The sequence below is a fragment of the Micromonospora sp. NPDC005413 genome, from assembly GCF_040606435.1.
GTDB lineage: Bacteria > Actinomycetota > Actinomycetes > Mycobacteriales > Micromonosporaceae > Micromonospora.
On sequence record NZ_JBEXEV010000005.1, the window covers coordinates 25,577 to 43,584 of the forward strand.

The 18,008-nt window shown below is 72.9% G+C and carries 14 protein-coding genes, 5 tRNA genes and 1 pseudogene; 10 read left to right on the forward strand and 10 right to left on the reverse strand.

What is annotated here, in order from left to right; translation table 11 throughout:
• Window positions 1-330 precede the first annotated feature (330 nt).
• The gene (locus tag ABZS37_RS09155; protein WP_355167142.1) at window positions 331-912 is read right to left on the reverse strand and encodes a TIGR03086 family metal-binding protein; all 582 of its coding nucleotides are present in this window, start codon (window positions 910-912) and stop codon (window positions 331-333) included.
• Between the two features lie 82 nt (window positions 913-994).
• Window positions 995-1,597, reverse strand: coding sequence for a TetR/AcrR family transcriptional regulator (locus tag ABZS37_RS09160; protein WP_355167144.1), 603 nt, complete (start codon window positions 1,595-1,597; stop codon window positions 995-997).
• A 388-nt stretch (window positions 1,598-1,985) separates the two neighbouring features.
• On the opposite strand from ABZS37_RS09160, the gene ABZS37_RS09165 reads away from it, so the two are divergent.
• The 3 genes from ABZS37_RS09165 (at window position 1,986) to ABZS37_RS09175 (ending at window position 2,251) form a co-directional block, all read left to right on the forward strand.
• A tRNA-Gly gene (locus tag ABZS37_RS09165) sits at window positions 1,986-2,058 on the forward strand.
• 34 nt (window positions 2,059-2,092) lie between these two features.
• Window positions 2,093-2,163 (forward strand) — tRNA-Cys (locus tag ABZS37_RS09170).
• A gap of 13 nt (window positions 2,164-2,176) precedes the next feature.
• A tRNA-Val gene (locus tag ABZS37_RS09175) sits at window positions 2,177-2,251 on the forward strand.
• A gap of 96 nt (window positions 2,252-2,347) precedes the next feature.
• On the opposite strand, the gene ABZS37_RS09180 is transcribed toward ABZS37_RS09175, so the two are convergent.
• A complete protein-coding gene (locus tag ABZS37_RS09180; protein ID WP_355167452.1) occupies window positions 2,348-2,839 on the reverse strand; it encodes a winged helix-turn-helix domain-containing protein in 492 nt (163 codons plus the stop codon).
• 235 nt (window positions 2,840-3,074) lie between these two features.
• On the opposite strand from ABZS37_RS09180, the gene ABZS37_RS09185 reads away from it, so the two are divergent.
• Entirely contained in the window at window positions 3,075-3,890 is an 816-nt protein-coding gene (locus tag ABZS37_RS09185) for an isocitrate lyase/phosphoenolpyruvate mutase family protein (RefSeq protein WP_355167146.1), read from the forward strand.
• 123 nt (window positions 3,891-4,013) lie between these two features.
• On the opposite strand, the gene ABZS37_RS09190 is transcribed toward ABZS37_RS09185, so the two are convergent.
• Window positions 4,014-4,256, reverse strand: a complete 243-nt coding sequence (locus ABZS37_RS09190) for a DUF6458 family protein (protein ID WP_091400768.1) — start codon at window positions 4,254-4,256, stop codon at window positions 4,014-4,016.
• 152 nt (window positions 4,257-4,408) lie between these two features.
• Between ABZS37_RS09190 and ABZS37_RS09195 the strand changes: the two genes are divergently transcribed.
• The 4 genes from ABZS37_RS09195 to ABZS37_RS09210 all read left to right on the forward strand — a co-directional run bounded on the left by ABZS37_RS09195 (window position 4,409) and on the right by ABZS37_RS09210 (window position 6,415).
• Window positions 4,409-4,481: transfer RNA gene (locus tag ABZS37_RS09195), tRNA-Gly, on the forward strand.
• Window positions 4,482-4,527: 46 nt separating this feature from the next.
• Window positions 4,528-4,602: transfer RNA gene (locus tag ABZS37_RS09200), tRNA-Val, on the forward strand.
• Window positions 4,603-4,695: 93 nt separating this feature from the next.
• On the forward strand, window positions 4,696-5,343 hold the full coding sequence (locus ABZS37_RS09205) for a TOPRIM nucleotidyl transferase/hydrolase domain-containing protein (RefSeq protein ID WP_355167148.1): 648 nt from the start codon (window positions 4,696-4,698) through the stop codon (window positions 5,341-5,343).
• Window positions 5,344-5,419: 76 nt separating this feature from the next.
• A complete protein-coding gene (locus ABZS37_RS09210; protein WP_355167149.1) occupies window positions 5,420-6,415 on the forward strand; it encodes an NAD-dependent epimerase/dehydratase family protein in 996 nt (331 codons plus the stop codon).
• Between the two features lie 44 nt (window positions 6,416-6,459).
• Here the strand turns inward: ABZS37_RS09210 and ABZS37_RS09215 are convergent, their stop codons facing one another.
• Window positions 6,460-7,437 (reverse strand): nitroreductase, encoded by a 978-nt coding sequence (locus ABZS37_RS09215; RefSeq protein ID WP_355167151.1) that lies wholly within the window; start codon window positions 7,435-7,437, stop codon window positions 6,460-6,462.
• Between the two features lie 221 nt (window positions 7,438-7,658).
• On the opposite strand from ABZS37_RS09215, the gene ABZS37_RS09220 reads away from it, so the two are divergent.
• Window positions 7,659-8,297: a response regulator transcription factor gene (locus tag ABZS37_RS09220; protein ID WP_030336079.1), complete on the forward strand. Its 639-nt coding sequence runs from the start codon at window positions 7,659-7,661 to the stop codon at window positions 8,295-8,297.
• Window positions 8,298-8,312: 15 nt separating this feature from the next.
• Here the strand turns inward: ABZS37_RS09220 and ABZS37_RS09225 are convergent, their stop codons facing one another.
• Together ABZS37_RS09225 and ABZS37_RS09230 are read right to left on the reverse strand one after the other, a co-directional pair.
• Window positions 8,313-9,989 carry a GAF domain-containing sensor histidine kinase gene (locus ABZS37_RS09225; protein WP_355167454.1) on the reverse strand — a complete coding sequence of 559 codons (1,677 nt, stop codon included), beginning with the start codon at window positions 9,987-9,989 and terminating at the stop codon, window positions 8,313-8,315.
• A gap of 97 nt (window positions 9,990-10,086) precedes the next feature.
• Window positions 10,087-11,119, reverse strand: a pseudogene (locus ABZS37_RS09230) (nitroreductase).
• Window positions 11,120-11,375: 256 nt separating this feature from the next.
• Here ABZS37_RS09230 and ABZS37_RS09235 point away from each other — a divergent pair.
• On the forward strand, window positions 11,376-13,721 hold the full coding sequence (locus ABZS37_RS09235; protein ID WP_355167153.1) for a heavy metal translocating P-type ATPase: 2,346 nt from the start codon (window positions 11,376-11,378) through the stop codon (window positions 13,719-13,721).
• Between the two features lie 14 nt (window positions 13,722-13,735).
• Here ABZS37_RS09235 and ABZS37_RS09240 read toward each other — a convergent pair whose 3' ends face one another.
• From ABZS37_RS09240 to ABZS37_RS09250, 3 genes are all read right to left on the reverse strand, one after another.
• On the reverse strand, window positions 13,736-14,593 hold the full coding sequence (locus tag ABZS37_RS09240; protein ID WP_355167155.1) for a universal stress protein: 858 nt from the start codon (window positions 14,591-14,593) through the stop codon (window positions 13,736-13,738).
• A 10-nt stretch (window positions 14,594-14,603) separates the two neighbouring features.
• A complete protein-coding gene (locus tag ABZS37_RS09245) occupies window positions 14,604-16,997 on the reverse strand; it encodes a phosphoketolase family protein (RefSeq protein ID WP_355167456.1) in 2,394 nt (797 codons plus the stop codon).
• 64 nt (window positions 16,998-17,061) lie between these two features.
• Complete coding sequence (locus ABZS37_RS09250) at window positions 17,062-17,922, reverse strand: universal stress protein (protein WP_355167157.1); 861 nt, start codon at window positions 17,920-17,922, stop codon at window positions 17,062-17,064.
• Window positions 17,923-18,008: the final 86 nt, after the last annotated feature.

Genomic DNA, 18,008 nt, shown 5'->3' on the forward strand with positions numbered 1-18,008 from the left:
GATGGCCGGCGGTCGCCGGCCGACGCTGCGCGGTAACGCATGCGCATCTGTGGATATCAGCCGGTCGTGACGGCGGCAAGGCCTGGAGGGCGCCGACGCGCCAACAGATCGAAATAAGCCCGACGTTGCCCTTCGCCGGCTTCGCCCTCTGGCGGGCCGGTGGCGGTGCCTGGGCATGGTGGCTACCCGAAGGCCCGCGCTGGGAGGGCCGCCGAGGCCCGAGCGGTGCCGTGGACCAAGCGGCCAACGTCCACCGCCGGAGCTGACGACGGGCGTGTTCAGTCGCCCGGCACGCGGCGCGTGTTCAGTCGCCCGGCACGCTGCGCGTGCTCAGTCGCCCGGCGCCCAGTCCGGGTCGCGGCCGAAGGCGGCCAGCAGATGGTCCTGCTCGTCGGCGTCGTCGGCCACCCGTACCCCGGTCTGGACCAGGTTGTTGCGCCGGTAGTCGTCGATCTGGCCGGCGAACCATTGGGTGGCCGCGTGCACCACGTCCGGGTCGAGCCGCGGCTGCACCCCAATCGCCACCGCCACGTCCCAGCCGTGCACGAGGTGCTCCGCGAGGAGCTGCTGGAGGTACTCCGCCGCCGGGGTGTCGCCACCGGAGAGGTGCACGGTGCCGTCGATCGAGCCCGGATGGGTGGCGGCGATCTCGGCCTGCGCGGCCGCCTCCCGCGCCGCCGCGATCGGGTCGGCGCCGAGCAGGTCGCCCTCGAGCCGGTCGCCGACTTCGTCGATGGTCCGGCCGGCGAGCAGCGGGACGCTCCACCGGTCCTCACTCACCACGTGGTTGACCACCGCGCGTACGTCCCAGTCCGGGCAGGGCGTCGGGTCGGACCACTGGCCGGGCTCGACCTGGTCCACCCGGTCGATGAACTCGGCCAGGCTCCGGCGGTACGCCTCCAGCAGATCCATGCTGCCGATTGTTCCGGTCGGCGGGGCGGGCCGAGCCGTTTTGCCCGGCCTGGTGTGGGGGATCGGTGACTGGCCGCCCGGCTCAGTCCAGGTCGGTCGGGTCCAGGCCGAGCTCCCGGGCGGTGACCAGCCGGACCCACTCGCCGAACTGCCGGCGAGAGATCACCCGGTCGTGCACGGCGAGTTGTACGGCAAGGCCGTCCATCACCGCGCTGATGCGCCAGGCGGCCCCGTCCGGGTCGGCGCACTGGAAGGTGCCGTCGGCCACCCCGGCGGAGATCACCGCGGCCAGGTCCTGTCGCCAGCGCAGATCGAGCCGGCGGGAGACCTTTTCCAACTCCGGTGTACGCAGCGACTCGGACCAGCCGTCGATCCACATTGACCAGGAGGTTGCCCGCCCGGCCGGGGTGTAGAGCTTGAGGATCCGGCGGAGCTTGGTCAGTGGTGGGGCCGAGGAGCGGGTCACCGCGTCCAGCCGGGCCAGATCCTGCTCGACCGCGTACGCGAAAGCCTGCGCGAGTAGCCGGTCCTTGGTGGCAAAGTGGTAGAAAACCAACGCCTGACTCACGCCGGCGGCCTGCGCCACGTCCGCCGTCCGGGTGTTGGCCAGCCCGCGCTCCACGATCACGTCACAGGCGGTGCGCAGCAGGGCATCCAGGCGGATCTCGGCCGCACGTCTCGTCACGACCGTTACCGTAGCCCATCCGACTGAACACGAACAGTTACCACTACCGTCCGATTCGCGACGCGACAGTCGGAAGCCGGACACTTCCTCGGGGTGCCGTGGATCGTTGTCCTGGGAGCGTTCGTCGAGGTCCGCTACCACTGGCCGGAGCACGGAGAGGTCTGCCGGCCGGCGTCCGGCGCGGGGGTGGCGATCATGATCCGGCGATGCCGGAGTGTGACGGTCGGCGGCGGGTCGGAGCACCAGACCAGCCCCCTAGGAAGCCCGCTGGCGGTGACCCCGATCCTGCCCGTTCCTGGGCGGGACGCGCCGAGGCGACCCCGAGTTGGCAGTCGCTCACCGGCTCGGCTAAAGTTCTCATCCGTCACCCGGGAACGTCCGGGGGCGTGCGGACGTAGCGCAGCTGGTAGCGCATCACCTTGCCAAGGTGAGGGTCGCGGGTTCGAATCCCGTCGTCCGCTCGGAGCTGCCGCCATGTATGACGGGGGCAACCTCGGTGGGGTGGCCGAGAGGCGAGGCAACGGCCTGCAAAGCCGTGTACGCGGGTTCAAATCCCGTCCCCACCTCGGCAACAAGCACGGGCGATTGGCGCAGTGGGAGCGCGCTTCCTTGACACGGAAGAGGTCACTGGTTCAAACCCAGTATCGCCCACCAGTTGGATGAGCAGGTCGACGGCTCGTTACCGGATCTCCGGTGACGAGCCGTTTCGCTTGTGTCCACCGGGCGCGGCTCTGTCCCCGGGGCGCGGCCTCAGGTCACGCTCAGCCGGTAACCGATCCCGCGTACGGTGTGCACGCTCAGGGTGTCATCGGCCGCGCGCAGTTTGCGGCGTAACCGCTTCACGGCCGAGTGCAGGATCGACGTGTCGCCGAGGTACGCACAGCCCCAGACCGACTCGAAGAGCCTCTCGTACGTCCAGACTCCGACCGGTGCGGTGGCGAGCTGGGTGAGCAGGTGGCGTTCGAGGCGGGTCAGGGCCAGCGGCTGTCCGCGCCAGGTCACCAGGTGGTCGAGCGGATCGATGTCGAGGTCGCGGAGGCTGATCCGACCGGCGACGGGGGTGACGGCTGATGCGGTGGCGGCGGGCGGAGCGGCGACCGGGGTGGTCGCGGGGCCGAGGAGCGGGGCTGGTGCGCCGATCATGGGCGGGCCGATCATCGCCTGCAGCTCTGCTAGGTCGGTGCAGATCACCAGAGTGCCGAGCCCGTCCAGCCGCCGGACCATTCGTTCACGCACCGACACGTCAGCGCTAACGCAGAACACGAGGGACACGTCTTCGACCACTCCTCTCCTTCACCAGGCGCCACGTGAAAGACAACGCTGTCTGACCCCCATAGTCAATGGTTTGGTCAGGCCGGGATCGCCTCGCGGACCGGTTCAAAAGGTCACGTGAGGGCGGCCGTTTCGGCACCTGTGACCGGCGGTACTTTGTCGATCGTTCTTACCGCCGGGGTCGTGGCCAGCCGAGACTTGCCGGGTGAGCGAACACCACACCCGAGCTGAACTGTTCCAGTACCTCCACCTCCCCGGGTCGCCGTTGGTCCTGGTCAACGCCTGGGATGCCGCGAGCGCCCGCATCGTGGCGGCCGCCGGCGCCCGCGCGGTGGCCACCACCAGCGCCGGCGTCGCCTGGAGCCTGGGTGCACCCGACGGCGACGTCCTCGGCCGCGACGCGGCCGTCGACCTGGTCGGCCGGGTTACCGCCTCGGTGTCGCTGCCGGTCACCGCGGACATCGAGTCCGGGTACGGTGCGACACCGGCGGAGGTCGGCATGACCACCCGCGCGGTGCTCGATGCCGGTGCCGTCGGCGTGAACATCGAGGACGCCCGACGTGCGGCCGGCGCACCGTTGCGCGACGTGGCCGACCAGTGCGCCCGGATCCGCGCGGTGCGGGGCGCGGCCGACGCGGCAGGGCTGCCGCTCTACGTCAACGCCCGGATCGACACGTTCCTCAGCGGCGCCGAGGACGTCGACGAGACCGTCGCCCGGGCCGCCGCCTATCTCGCAGCCGGCGCGGACGGCATCTTCGTGCCCGGTGTGGTCGACCCGGTGGCGATCCGCGCGCTGGTGCAGGCGGTGCCGGCGCCGCTGAACGTGCTCGCCGGGCCGGGTGCGCCTTCGGTGGGGGAGTTGGCCCGGCTGGGGGTGGCCCGGGTGAGCCTCGGCTCGTCGGTCGCGGAGGCCGCGTACGCGGTTGCCCGCCGCGCGGCGGTCGAGGCGCTCGGTGCGGGCACGTACGGCGCACTGGCGAACGCCCTCGACTACGGCACGCTCAACGCGCTGATGCGGTGAGCGGTGCGGGCTGCGCCGCGCTCGGAGCCTCCTGCGGTGTGCACGGGTGCGACGGGCCGGCCACCTTCATCGAGGTGGCCGGCCCGAGATCGGTTGATCCGCTGGCGATGGACGGGGGTCGTGTCACAGCGGCGGGGCGATGTCCCGCCGCTCCTCGACCTGCCGGTATTCCACCGGCTGCTCGGTGGTGGTGACCACCTGGCGGCGGCGACCCCAGATCAGCGTGGTCATGATCAGGCCGAGCACGCCGGCCCCCATCAAAATCCAGCCGACCACGTCGAGGTTGATGCCGCCGACGCTCGCGTCGAGCGCGAAGGTGAGGATCGCGCCGAGCGCGATCAGGAAGATGCTGGTGCCGATACCCACGACAGCCTCCTTAAGGGGGATGGGGGTGCGCTGTCGAGGTTCTTCATTACCCCACTGTCGACCAGCGCAATCGCCACCGCCCTCAGGGCGCCGCGCCAAGCGATCTTGGCATCGGGTAGAGTTCACCTGTCGCCGACGCTTGTCGGGGACGTGCGGACGTAGCGCAGCTGGTAGCGCATCACCTTGCCAAGGTGAGGGTCGCGGGTTCGAATCCCGTCGTCCGCTCGCGATCTGCCCTGAGGGCCTGGCTTCCGGGTCGGGCGGTCACCACGGGCGATTGGCGCAGTGGGAGCGCGCTTCCCTGACACGGAAGAGGTCACTGGTTCAAACCCAGTATCGCCCACCAGAAAAGACGGCTCGTTACCGGAGACCCGGTGACGGGCCGTTCCCGTGCACAATCCGGTGGCGGTCCTCGTCGGCCGTTGCGAGACTCTGACCTGTGCGAGAGCCGGACCGCTTCCGAACCGCCGTGCACGCGTGGGCGGCCGGCGGCGCGGACGCCGCGGCAGCCGCCACAGTGGCCCGTGAACTGGCCGGCGGCCTGCGCGTGGTCGTGCTCGTCGAGGGGTTCAGCGACCAGTGCGCGGTGGAGACGCTGGCCGAGCGGCGTGACCTCGACCTGGCCGGCGAGGGCGTGTGCGTCGTCCCGATCGGTGGCGCGATGGGTGTCGCTCGCTACCTGCGGCTCTTCGGGGCGCACGGGCTGGCGCTGACCGTACGAGGGCTCTGCGACGAGGCCGAGGAGGGCTTCTTCCGGCGCGGGTTGGAGCAGGCCGGCTTCGGCACCGACCTGACCCGCTCGACGATGCGGGCGCTCGGCTTCCACGTGTGCGTGACCGACCTGGAGGACGAGTTGATCCGTGCGCTGGGCAGCTCCGGCGTCGAGCGGGTCATCGCCGCCGAGCGGGATCTGGCCAGGTTCCGGATCTTCCAGAACCAGCCGGCGCAGCGCGGGCGGCCGATCGAGCGGCAACTACGCCGCTTCATGGGCACGATGAGCGGCCGGAAGGCCCGCTACGCCCGAGCGCTCGTGCGCGCCCTCGACCCGAGCGGCATCCCACAGCCGTTGGATCGGTTGCTCACCTGACGGTTCTGCCACGGGCAGATCCGCTACCGGTGAACAGGGGTGCCGTCTGCTGTCCCGTGCCGGCAGGGTGGAGCGCATGAGACTGCTGGTGCTGGGCGGGACGGGTTTCGTGGGTGGGGCGACGGTCACCGAGGCGGTCCGCCGTGGCTGGTCGGTGACGGTGTTCAACCGGGGGATGCACGGCACCGTCCCGCCTGGCGTTCAGCGGTTGCGCGGTGACCGGACGGCGCCGGACGGCCTGGCGGCGCTGGCCGGCGGCGATTGGGACCTGGTGGTCGACACCTGGGACGGTGCGCCCCGGGGGGTACGGGACGCGGCTCGCGCGCTGGTGGGTGCGGTCCCGCACTACGCCTACATCTCCAGCGGCTCGGTCTACGCCCTGCCGGTGCCGCCGCAGGTCGGCGAAGATGCGCCCACTGTGGACACGGCTGCCGCCGATGCCACCGGGGGAGACTACGCGGAGTGCAAGGCGGGCGGGGAACTGGCCGCGACGGAGGTCTTCGGCGAGCGGGCGCTGCTGGTGCGCGCCGGGCTGATCCTCGGGCCGGGGGAGGACATCGGCCGGCTGCCCTGGTGGTTGCAGCGGGTGGCCCGGGGCGGTGACGTGCTCGCGCCCGGCCCGGCGGATCTGCCCGTGCAGTACATCGACGTGCGCGACCTGGCCGCATGGACGTTGGACCGCGCCGCCGAGGGGGTCGGTGGGGCGTTCAACGTGATCAGCCAACCGGGGCACACCACGATGGGTGAGCTGCTCGACGCGGTCGTAGCGGTGACCGGCTCCGCCGCCCGGTTGCGCTGGACCGATCCGGCGCCGATCCTGGCCGCGGGCGTGGTCCCGTGGAACGACCTGCCCATCTGGGTTCCGGAGGGTCACGAGTTCCGGTGGATGCAGGAGCGCGGGGTGCAGAAGGCGTACGCGGCGGGGCTGACCTGCCGCCCGGTGGCCGACACCGCCGCCGACACCTGGCGCTGGCTGCGCGCGGTGGGGTCGGTGCCGCCGCGCGCCGGTCGGCCGGCCCGGGAGCCGGTGGGGCTGGACGCCGCCCGGGAGGCGGAGCTGCTCATGGCCTGAACGGGGCGTTCGCCGTCGACGGGGTGCGGCTGATGTGTGCCGGCTCAGCTCTGCACGACCGGCAGGTCCACCACCTCGTCCACGCCCCGCCGGGGGGTCGGCCGGCCCGGCTGGCCGTACCCGATCCGTAGCACCATCTGCGGCGTGCCGAGCCGCCCCAGCGACAGCCGCAGCTGCTCCCGTGCGGTGGGCACCTCGATCGGCTGGGACAGCATCGACACGCTGAGCCCGGCATCGGTGGCGGTGAGCAGCAGCCGCTGCAGGGCCTGGCCGGCGATCACCTGGTCCACGGCGGTGTTGCCCACCGAGCCGAGCACCCCCACCAGGGGCTCCGGCTCGAAGTCCCGCCCCGGGGCCCGGTCACGCCCACCGAAGGCACGCGTCGGCAGCGTGTCCTGCGGCTCACCCTGCGGGCCGCCGGCCGAGGCGGGTACGCCGTCCGGCGCGGGTTCCCGGCGCAGCCACCGCTCGCGCTCCGCCCGGTACGCGGGGTCCCGCTCCAGCACCCGGTGCGCGCTGCGGGCGATCTCGCCGAACGCGGAGACCGCGCTCACCCCGATCAGCAGCTCCAACCAGCACTGCTCGGCACGGGCCGCCTCGCCGAGCCGCCACCGGGCGTCGGCCGGCACCGGGTCGGGCCAGAACGGCATCCGGTTGCTGAACCGGCGGGGGATGGCCGCGTACAGGCCCTGCTCGGCGGGGGAGGGCCGGCGCGGGATGTCCGGCACCAGCCGGGCCAGCAGGTCCGGCTCGGCCGGGTCGGGCCGGAGCCGCACCCGGGCCGGGACGCCGGCCACGGCCAGGGCCATCCGCAGGTTGAACAGCGCCGCGCCGCAGGCGATCCGGACACCCCAGCCGCTCGGGTCGGTCGCCGGCAGCCGGCGGGTCGGGTCGGCCAGCACCTCGATGCCGCCGTCGCGCAGCCGCAGCCGCCACGGCTGGGTGTTGTGCAACGACGGTGCCCGGACCGCGTCCACGGCGGCGGCCCGCAGGTGGTCCGCGGTGTAGCCGACGATGTCCATGGCGGTGCTCCCTTCGCGGTGGGCCGGCGGCGGGGAACGCCGCGACCGCTGGCCACCCCTACGCTCCGCCCGGCGGGTGGGTGACCAGCAGGGCCGTACGTCCCGATTCGTCGGGCCCGACCGCCCCCGCAGGCCCGAGCGCCACCGCCCCGGACCTCGGTCCGGCCTGGTCGGGACCTTCGGCCCGTGCACTTGACGCACGATGCGGGTAGAAACGAGGGATGATCCGCGTGTTCCTCCTCGATGACCATGAAGTCGTCCGCCGTGGCCTGGCCGACCTGCTGCAGAGCAGCGGCGACATCGAGGTGGTCGGCGAGTCCGGCTCCGCGCAGGAGGCGGCCCGGCGTATCCCGGCGTTGCGGCCCGACGTGGCGATCCTCGACGCACGGCTGCCCGACGGAAACGGCATCGACGTGTGCCGCGACGTCCGCGCCGTCGACTCGTCCATCAAGGGCCTGATCCTCACCTCGTACGAGGACGACGAGGCGCTGTTCGCGGCGATCATGGCGGGTGCCGCCGGATACGTGCTCAAGCAGATCCGGGGCACCGACCTGGTCGACGCGGTGCGCCGGGTGGCGGCCGGTCAGTCGCTGCTCGACCCGGCGATCACCACCCGGGTGCTGGAGCGCATCCGCAACGGCGTCGAGCAGCCGCGCGAGCTGAAGTCGCTCACCGAGCAGGAGCGGCGAATCCTGGAGTACGTGGCGGAGGGGCTGACCAACCGGGAGATCGCCGGGCGGATGTTCCTGGCGGAGAAGACGGTGAAGAACTACGTCTCCAGCGTGCTGGCCAAGCTGGGCCTGGAGCGCCGCACCCAGGCCGCCGTCCTGGCCACCCGCCTGCTCGGCAAGACCCCCTGACCCGACCCTCGCGGGTCAGTCGCGCAGCGGCACGGACCAGCTCACCTCGGTGCCGTGCGGCTCGACCGGGCGGACCGTGAAGGTGCCGGCGTGACGTTCGGCGCGTTCGCGCAGGTTGACCAGCCCGCCCCGGGCGGCGGCCGGGTCGCAGCCCACCCCGTCGTCGGTGACGGTGACGGTGACGTGGCCGCCGTCGACGCGTACGGCCACGGTGACCTGGTCGGCCCGCGCGTGGCGGACCGCGTTGGACAGCGCTTCGCGCAGCACGGCGGTCAGGTCCGGGCGGACCGCGTCCGGGACCGCGCTGTCCACCGGCCCGGTCAGCTCCAGGCGGGGCTTGTGGCCCAGCGACTCGGCGGCCACCTCGATCGCCTCACGGATCTCGGTACGCAGCGCCGCGGTCATGGGTGTACGCAGCTCGAAGATGGTCCGGCGGATGTCCCGGATGGTGGCGTCCAGGTCGTCGACGGCCGCGTTGATCCGCTTGGCCACCTCCGGGCGGGCCATCATCGGTGCGGCGCTCTGTAGTTGCAGGCCGGTGGCGAAGAGCCGCTGGATCACCACGTCGTGCAGGTCGCGGGCGATCCGTTCGCGGTCCTCCAGGACCACCAGCAGCTCCCGCTCCTCCTGGCCACGGGCACGCTCCATGGCCAGCGCCGCCTGCCCGGCGAAGCTGCCCAGCAGGGCCACGTCCTCCTCGCTGGCACCACCGCCGCGCTCCGGCCGGTGCGCCACGACCAGCACGCCGTGCAGGGTCTCGGCGGTGGTCAGTGGTGAGATCACCGCCGGCCCGGTGTCCAGCACCGCCGGCCACGGTGCGGCGTGCGCGAGATTGTCCACCTGGTCGTGCTGGCCCTTGACGACCGCCGCGCCGAAGCTGGTGTCGGCGAACGGCAGGACCGCGCCGACCAGCCCTCGGGCCTGCTCGTCGGCGCCGTCGACCACCTCCACGGTGAACTGCGCGCTGTCGGTGTCGTAGAGCAGCACCAGCGCCAGCTCCGCCTCGGCGACCTCCCGGGCGCGACGGGCGACCAACGCCAACGCGTCGGTACGGCGTACCTCCCCGAGCAGCACCGTGGTGATCTCGGCGGTGGCGGCCAGCCAGCGTTCCCGCCGGTGCGCCAGGGCGTACAGGCGGGCGTTCTCGATGGCCACGCCGGCGGCGGCGGCGAGCGCGACGACGATCTCCTCGTCGTCCTCGGTGAACTGCGCGCCGCCCTGCTTCTCCGCCAGGTAGAGGTTGCCGAACACCTGGTCGCGGATGCGTACCGGCACCCCCAGGAAGCTGTGCATCGGCGGGTGGTTGGCCGGGAAGCCGAACGAGCGCGGATGCTGGGTGATGTCCGGCATCCGCAGCGGCCGGGGGTCGTCGATGAGCAGACCGAGCACGCCCCGCCCGTGTGGCAGGTCGCCGATCTGCTCGTGCTGCTCGGGGGTGATGCCGTACACGATGAAGTCGTGCAGCAGGCGGTCCGGACCGATCACGCCCAGGGCGCCGTACCGGGCGCCGACCAGCTCGCAGGCCGCCTCCACGATGCGTTGCAGGGTGGTGCGCAGATCCAGGTCGGTGCCGATGCTGACCACCGCGTCGAGCAGGGCGCGCAGCCGCTCCCGGCTGGTGACCACCTCGCCGACCCGGACCAGCATCTCCTGCAGCAGCTCGTCGAGGCGCACACGTGACAGCGGGCTCAGCCCGAGCGACGGGGTCGCTGGCGGTTCCTGACGGGGTTGCGGCACGCTGCTGGTCACCGGGCGATGGTAGCTCCGGTTTCCCTCGGGGTCAGACTCGTCAGCCCTGCTCGGCGCGGACCGCGGAGGTGTCGACCACCTGCGCGGTGGCCAGCCGCGGCGTGTGCGGCGGACCCGCGTGCGCCGGGTCCGCGATGCCCAACCGCAGCACGATGTACGGGAAGCCGATCCCGGAGAGGAGCTGACGCAGGGTCTGCCGGGTGCCGGGCACCTCCACCACCGCGCTGAGCGGCACCACCGACACGCCGAGCCGAGTGGCGGTCAGCCAGCCGGCGGAGAGCGCCTCGCCAGCGCGCAGCCAGCTGTCCGGTTCGTCCTCGTCGCCGTGCAGCATCGCGTACATCGCCATGCGGTCGTGGCCGGGACCGACCGGCAGGCTGCCGGGGCGGCCGAAGTCGCGACCCGGCACGGTGGTCTGCGGAGGCTGCTCGGGCAGCACCTCCGGCGGCAGGCCGGTGCCGTCGCCGGCACGGCTGGTCCAGTACGCCAGCTCGGCGCGCAGCTCCGGATCCTCGGCCTCGACCGTGTCGGCGTGCCCAGCGGTGGCGGCCAGCTCCAACATCTGGTCGTGGTCGAGGATCTGCAGCCGGCTGCCCTCGGCGGTGACCGCCTGGGTGATCTCCTTGATCGCGGTGGACGGCACCGGCTCGTCTCTGACCGGCCGCCGGTCGGTGTGTCGGATCTGCATGCACTGCACCATGCGCATGGCGTCCGGGTCGGCCGCGGTCCGGCTCAGGTCGGTCAGTCGGGCCAGCAGCTCGCTGTCGCCCGGGTCGGGCAGCCGCTCCACCACGGCCCGCCACCCCTCGGCCGCCAGCGCCAACCGGGCGTGGTGCAGGGCGGTGCCACAGCTGATCGCGAGCAGTCGGCCCTCCGGGTCGGTGGCGGCGAGCTGCCGGTCGGCGACCGAGCGCAGCTCAAGCGCGTCGGGCAGCACCCGCCAACGCCACGGCTGGGTGTTGTGCACCGAGGGGGCGTGGCCGGCGGTGGCGGCGGCCTCCGCCAGCGCGGTGATCAGCTGGCTCTCCTGACTCATGGTCACGACCTTTCCATCTCTGCTCATCGTGCCTCACCGCTGGGTGCCTGCGTGGCTCGCCGCTCCATCCTGTGGCATGCGGCGGCGTCCCGCACGGGCCGCAGGTCCCGACCCCGCCGGGTCGTCACGCCACCGCCCCGACCCGCCCCGCCCGACCCGACCCGGGTCCGTCCGCCCGCCACCGGCCCGCCTTCCGATCGCCCACCCCGCGGTCCGCCGCAACTGGTCGCCGCCGGACCGGCGAAAAGCCCCGTGTCCGGCCGGTGGCGGTCCTCAGCTGCGACGATGCGCAGGTGAGGGCGGAGCCGACCGAGTGTGTGCCGGAACAGCCGGCCCGACGCCGCATCCGCCGCTGGTGGGCGTGGACGCCGCTGGTCGGGCTCACCGCCGCGGTGCTGGCGGGTGCCGTGCTGCAGATCGCTGGGCGGGCCGACGCGGCCGACCTGGTCTGGGCGACCGTCACGGTGGTCGCGCTGTTGCCCGCCGTCTGGTCGATGCTGCGGGCGCTGTGGCACCGGCACTTCGGCGTGGACGTGATCGCCGTGCTGGCCCTGGCCGGTGCGCTCGGGGTCGGGGAGTACCTGGCCGGGGCGGTGATCGCGGTGATGGTGGCGACCGGACGATCGTTGGAGGCGTACGCGCAGCAGCGGGCCACCCGCGACCTACGGGCCCTGCTGGAGCGCGCTCCGCGTACCGCGCGACGGCGCGGGCCGGGCGGCGCGATCGAGGTGGTGCCGCTGGACCAGGTGGCGGCGGCGGACCGGTTGCTGGTCGGCCCGGGGGACGTGGTGCCGGTCGACGGGACCATCGACGAGGCAGCCACCCTGGACGAGTCGGTGGTGACCGGGGAGTCGCGGCTGGTCCAGCGAACGGTTGGTGAGGCAGTGGCCAGTGGTGTCGTCAACGCCGGTGCGGGGTTCGGCATGCGGGCGACGAAGAACGCGGCGCAGAGCACCTACGCCGGAATCGTGCGGCTGGCCGAGGAGGCGACCGCCCACAAGGCCCCGATGGTCCGGCTGGCGGACCGGTACGCCGCCGCGTTCGTGCCGTTCACGCTCATCGTGGCCGGCCTGGCCTGGCTGCTCTCCGGCGATGTGGTCCGGGCGGTGTCGGTGCTGGTGGTAGCCACCCCCTGCCCGCTGCTGTTGGCCACCCCGATCGCGATCGTGTCCGGGCTGTCCCGGGTGGCCCGGCGCGGGGTGCTGGTCCGCGACGGTGGTGCGCTGGAGCTGCTCGGGCGGGCTCGTACCCTGCTGGTGGACAAGACCGGAACCCTGACGGCCGGGCGTCCGCGCGCCGCCGAGACGGTGGTCGCCCCGGGCGGCGACCGGGACGAGGTGCTGCGGCTGGCCGCCTCGGTCGAGCAACTCTCCCCGCACGTGCTGGCCACCGCGCTGGTCCGGCAGGCCCGCGAGCGAGGGCTGGCGCTGACCGAGCCGACCGGGGTGACCGAGGAGCCGGGCCGGGGGGTGAGCGGCCGGGTCGACGGGCGACTCATCCGGGTCGGCCAGTTCACCGGTGAGCTGCCCGACTGGGCGGATCGCGCGCGCGCCCGCACCGAGCTGGCCGGCTGGTCCACGGTGTGGGTCAGCGACGACGACGGCCCGCTCGGCGCGATCCTGCTGGAGGACCCGGTACGCCCCGACGCCCGCCGGACCGTCCGCCGGCTGCGCGCGGCGGGGCTGCGGCGCATCGTGATGGTCACCGGTGACCGACCGGCCACCGCCGCCCAGGTCGCCGAGGCGGTCGGTGTGGACGACGTGCTCGCCCGCTGCACGCCGCAGGAGAAGGTGAACCGCGTTCGGGCGGAAGCCGACCGGGCGGTCACCGTGATGGTCGGCGACGGGGTGAACGACGCGCCGGCACTGGCTCAGGCACACGTGGGCGTGGCGATGGGCGCGACCGGCGCGAGCGCCTCGGCGGACGTGGCCGACGCGGTGCTCACCGTGGACCGGCTGGACCGGCTCGCCGACGCGGTGGAGATCGCCCGGTACTCCCGGCGCATCGCCGTACAGAGCGCCACCGTCGGGATGGGTCTGGCGGTGCTGGCGATGTTCGCGGCGGCGGCCGGCCGGCTGCCCCCGGTCGCTGGCGCGTTCCTGCAGGAGGGCATCGACGTGGTGGTCATCCTCAACGCGTTGCGGGCCCTCGGTGGCGGGTTGCGCCGACGTGACGTCCCACCGCGCACCCGGGAGCTGCTCGCGCGTTTCGCCGGGGAGCACCAGGCGGTACGCGATGTGCTGGCCGGGCTGCGCGACACCGCCGACCTGGTCGCCACCGACCCTGGCTCGCCGAGGTGCCTGCCAGCGGTGCGGGAGACGCACCGCCGGCTGGCCGACCAGGTGTTGCCGCACGAGGCCACCGAGGAACGGCAGCTCTATCCGGCGCTGGCCGACCCGCTGGGCAGCGGATCGGCCACCGCGACGATGAGTCGGGCACACGTGGAGATCCGCCGTCAGGTCGACCTGCTCGGGGCCCAGCTCGCCCAGACCACCAACGGCCGGCTGCGTCCGGACCAGGTGCCCGACTTGCTGGCCACCCTCTACGGGTTGGACGCCGTGCTCCGTCTGCACCTGGCACAGGAAGAGGAGGAGTTCTTCTCGCTCGACCCGTCCGACCCGGAGCCCGAGCCCCGCTGATCCCGGGCCCGGGATCAGCGTTCCCGGACCACCGCGACCGGGCAGTTGGCGTGTTGGATCAGCTGCTGGCTGACCGAGCCGAGCAGCATTCCCGCCAGCCCGCCCCGGCCTCGGCTGCCGACCACCACCAGCCGCGCGTCGCGGCTGGCCTCGATCAGCATCGCCGCCGGGCTGCCCGGGACCAGGTCCACGCTGATGCTCAGGTCGGCGAACGTCCGCCGCCACGGCTCCAGCGCCTCCTCCACCGCGGCCCGCTCGTCGGGCACCCCGGCCGCCCCGCCGGGGCCCGGTGTCCAGGCGTGCAGCACGCGCAGCGGCACCTGCCGCTGCGCCGCCCGTTCGGCCGCGAAGCCGAGCGCCACCAGCGACTGCTCCGAGCCGTCCACGCCGACCGCCACCGGGCCTGGCGACGCGTCGGTAAGAGCGCTGCCGGGCCCGTCCCGGACCACCACGACCGGGCAGTGTGCGTGCGCGGCGACCGATACCGCCGTCGATCCGACCAGCAGACCACCGAACCCGCCGTGGCCTCGGCTGCCGAGCACCAGCAGCCCGGCCTCGGCGGAGCGTTCCTGCAGCACCAGAGCCGGCGGCCCGTCGTACACCTCGCCGGTGATCGTGAGCCCGGGGTGCGCGGCGTCGGCGTCCGCCGCAGCCTTGCGCACCAGGTCCTCGACCTGCCGGCGGGCGGTGTCGTCCGGCCAGATCCCCGGCGCCACCCCCGGGCCGACCCAGCCGGCCACGGTCAACCATTCGAAGACGTACGCCAGCCGCACCGGTTGGCCGCTGTGCCGAGCCTCCTCCAGCGCCCAGTTCAGGGCTACGGAGGAGTCGGTGGAGCCGTCGTAGCCAACCAGGATCTCAGCGTCACGCACGTCGTCCTCCTCAGGGGTTGGTCGGGTCGGTTTCGCGGACCCAGCGCCACTCGGCGACCTGGGGGTCGTCCTCGCCGTACTGGCGGGTGTAGTCGCGCGCCGACTGGCGGGCGTCGATCATCTGCTGGCGCAGGTGCGCCGTGCGCGCGCCCAGGCCGGGCACCCGGTCGATGACGTCGATGACCAGGTGGAAGCGGTCCAGGTCGTTGAGCATCACCATGTCGAACGGGGTCGTGGTGGTGCCCTCCTCCTTGTAGCCGCGCACGTGCAGGTTGTCGTGGTTGGTGCGGCGGTAGGTGAGTCGGTGGAGCAGCCACGGGTAGCCGTGGTACGCGAAGATGATCGGCCGATCCTTGGTGAAGATGGTGTCGAACTCGCTGTCGGTCAGGCCGTGCGGGTGCTCGGTGTCCGGCTGGAGTCGCATCAGGTCGACCACGTTGACCAGTCGTACCTTCAGCTCGGGGAGGTGCTGGCGCAGCAGCTCGGCGGCGGCCAGCGTCTCCAGGGTGGGCACGTCGCCGCAGCAGGCGAGCACCACGTCCGGCTCGCTGCCGCCGTCGTTGCTGGCCCAATCCCAGATTCCCAGGCCACGCCGGGTGTGCTGGATCGCCTCGGCCATCGTCAGCCAGTTCGGCGCCGGCTGCTTACCGGCCACCACCACGTTGATGTAGTGCCGGCTGCGCAGGCAGTGGTCCATCGTGGCGAGCAGAGTGTTGGCGTCCGGTGGCAGGTAGACCCGCACCACCTCGGCCTTCTTGTTGACCACGTGGTCGATGAAGCCCGGGTCCTGGTGGGAGAAGCCGTTGTGGTCCTGACGCCAGACGTGGCTGGACAGCAGGTAGTTCAGCGAGGCGATCGGTTGCCGCCAGGGAATGGCCCGGGTCACCTTCAGCCACTTGGCGTGCTGGTTGAGCATCGAGTCGACGATGTGAATGAACGCCTCGTAGCTGGTGAACACGCCGTGTCGGCCGGTCAGGAGATAGCCCTCCAGCCAGCCCTGGCACAGGTGCTCGGAGAGCACCTCCATGACCCTGCCGTCGGGGGAGAGGTGGTCGTCACCGGGCACGGTGGCGGCCACCCACGCCCGGTCGGTCACCTCGAACGCGGCGCCCAGCCGGTTGGAGGCGACCTCGTCCGGGCCGAAGAGTCGGAACGTCTGCGGGTTGGCGGCGATGACGTCGCGGATCCACGGGCCGAGCGTCCCGGTCGCGCTGGCCATCGTCTTGCCCGGTTCGGGGACGTCCACGCCGTATTCGCGGAAGTCGGGCAGGCTCAGGTCGCGCAGCACCAGGCCACCGTTGGTGACCGGGTTGGCGCTCATCCGCCGGTCGCCGCGCGGCGGCAGCGCCCGCAGCTCCTCCACCGGCGCGCCGGTGGCGTCGAACAGCTCCTCCGGCCGGTAGCTGCGCAGCCAGTGCTCCAGCTCGGCCAGGTGAGCCGCGTTGTCGCGTACCCCCGACAGCGGCACCTGGTGGGCACGGTACGTGCCCTCCACCTGTGTGCCGTCGACCTCGCGGGGGCCGGTCCAGCCCTTCGGCGTACGCAGAATGATCATCGGCCAGCGGGGACGTTCGACGACGCCCCCGGAGCGGGCCCGCCGCTGGATCTCGGCGATCTCGTCCAGAGCGCGGTCCAGTGTCGCCGCGAGGATGCGGTGCACCTGGGCGGGGTCGTCGCCGGCCACCACGTACGGCTGGTAGCCCGATCCGCGCATGAGATCGAGCAGGTCGGCCTCGGGGATCCGGGACAGTACGGTCGGGTTGGCGATCTTGTAACCGTTGAGGTGCAGGATGGGCAGCACCGCACCGTCGCGCGCCGGGTTGAGGAACACGTCGGAGAGCCAGCTGCCGGCCAGCGGCCCGGTCTCCGCCTCGCCGTCGCCGACCACGCAGGCCACCACCAGGTCCGGGTGGTCGAACGCGGCGCCGTAGGCGTGGCTCAACGCGTACCCCAGCTCGCCGCCCTCGTGGATCGAGCCTGGCACGTCCGCCGCGACGTGGCTGGGGATGCCGCCCGGGAAGGAGAACTGGCGGAAGAGCTTGGACATCCCCGCCTCGTCGCGCGCGACGTCGTGGTAACGCTCCGACCAGGTGCCCTCCAGCCAGGTGTTGGCCACGATGGCCGGGCCGCCGTGCCCGGGGCCGGTCACCAGCATGGCGTTGACGTCGCGCGCGACGATCACCCGGTTGAGGTGGGCGTAGATCAGGTTGAGCCCGGGGCTGGTGCCCCAGTGCCCGAGCAGTCGAGGCTTGATGTCATCGCGGGTCAGCGGCTCCCGCAGCAGCGGGTTGCCCAGCAGGTAGATCTGCCCGACGGTGAGGTAGTTCGCGGCGCGCCAGTAGGCATCCAGCCGGCGCAGCTCGTCGTCGGTGAGGGCGCGGTGCACGTCGAGAGCGGTGTCCATCATGCTGCCTCTCGCGGGTAGGGGGCCGTCCGGCGTCCAGCTTCGCCGCTGCGGACGCCCCGGGTCAGGGCCGTTGGTCCCGCACCGGGCGGGCGTCGGGCCCGGTCAGCGGCACCTCGGCCAGGCCGCGGACGACGATCACCGGGGCCGGGGAGTGGTAGAGCAGGGACTGGGCGACCGCTCCCAGCATGGCCCGGGCGGGTTCGTCGCCGCGGGCGGCGACGAGCGCCACCTGTGCGGTGCGGGACGTGTCGATCAGCACCTGGCTGGGGTCGCCATGCACGACGCGGCATTCGGTAGGCACCGCGCCGTGGCTGACGGTGTGCCGGGCCAGCGCCTCGCTGAGCTGCTCGGCGACCGCGTCGGTGTCCTCGTCGTACTCCACCACCCGCAGCGCCACAAGTCGGGCGCCCCGGTGGGCCGCGCACGTCACGGCCCACTGCAGAGCGAGGTGTGCGCTGGGTGAGCCGTCCACCCCGACCAGCACCGGGCCCTGCGGCGGCGGCTCGCGGCGGACCACCAACAGCGGGCAGCCGGCCCGTGCGGCCAACTGCACGGCAGGCGTTTCGGCCGGGACGCACTGGCCGCTGCCCGCCATTCCGCTGTCGCCGACGGCCAGCAGGAAGGCCGCCTCCGACCGGCGGATGAGCGTGGGCAGCATGGCGCTCTCGACGATCTCGGCCTGCACGGTCAGCCCTGGCTCGGTCTGGTGGGCGAGTTGCGCGGCCCGCGTGATCAGCTCTTCGGCCTGGTCGCGGGGCACGGCGACGGTGTCCGCGGCGAAGGCCGCGTGCCAGTCGAAGGTGTGCAGCAGGTGCAGTGGCCGGCCCTGCCCGGCGGCCTCCTGCGCGGCCTGTTCGACGACCGGGAGGTCGTGATCCGACCCGAGGCCAACCAGCACCGCTGCGTCGGCGGGTGCGGCCATCCGCTATCACCTCCCGGGCGTCGCGCCCGGCGCGGCCAAGCTGTCCCTGACCGAGGGTAGTCGGATAGGCGCGGCGGCGGGCCGGA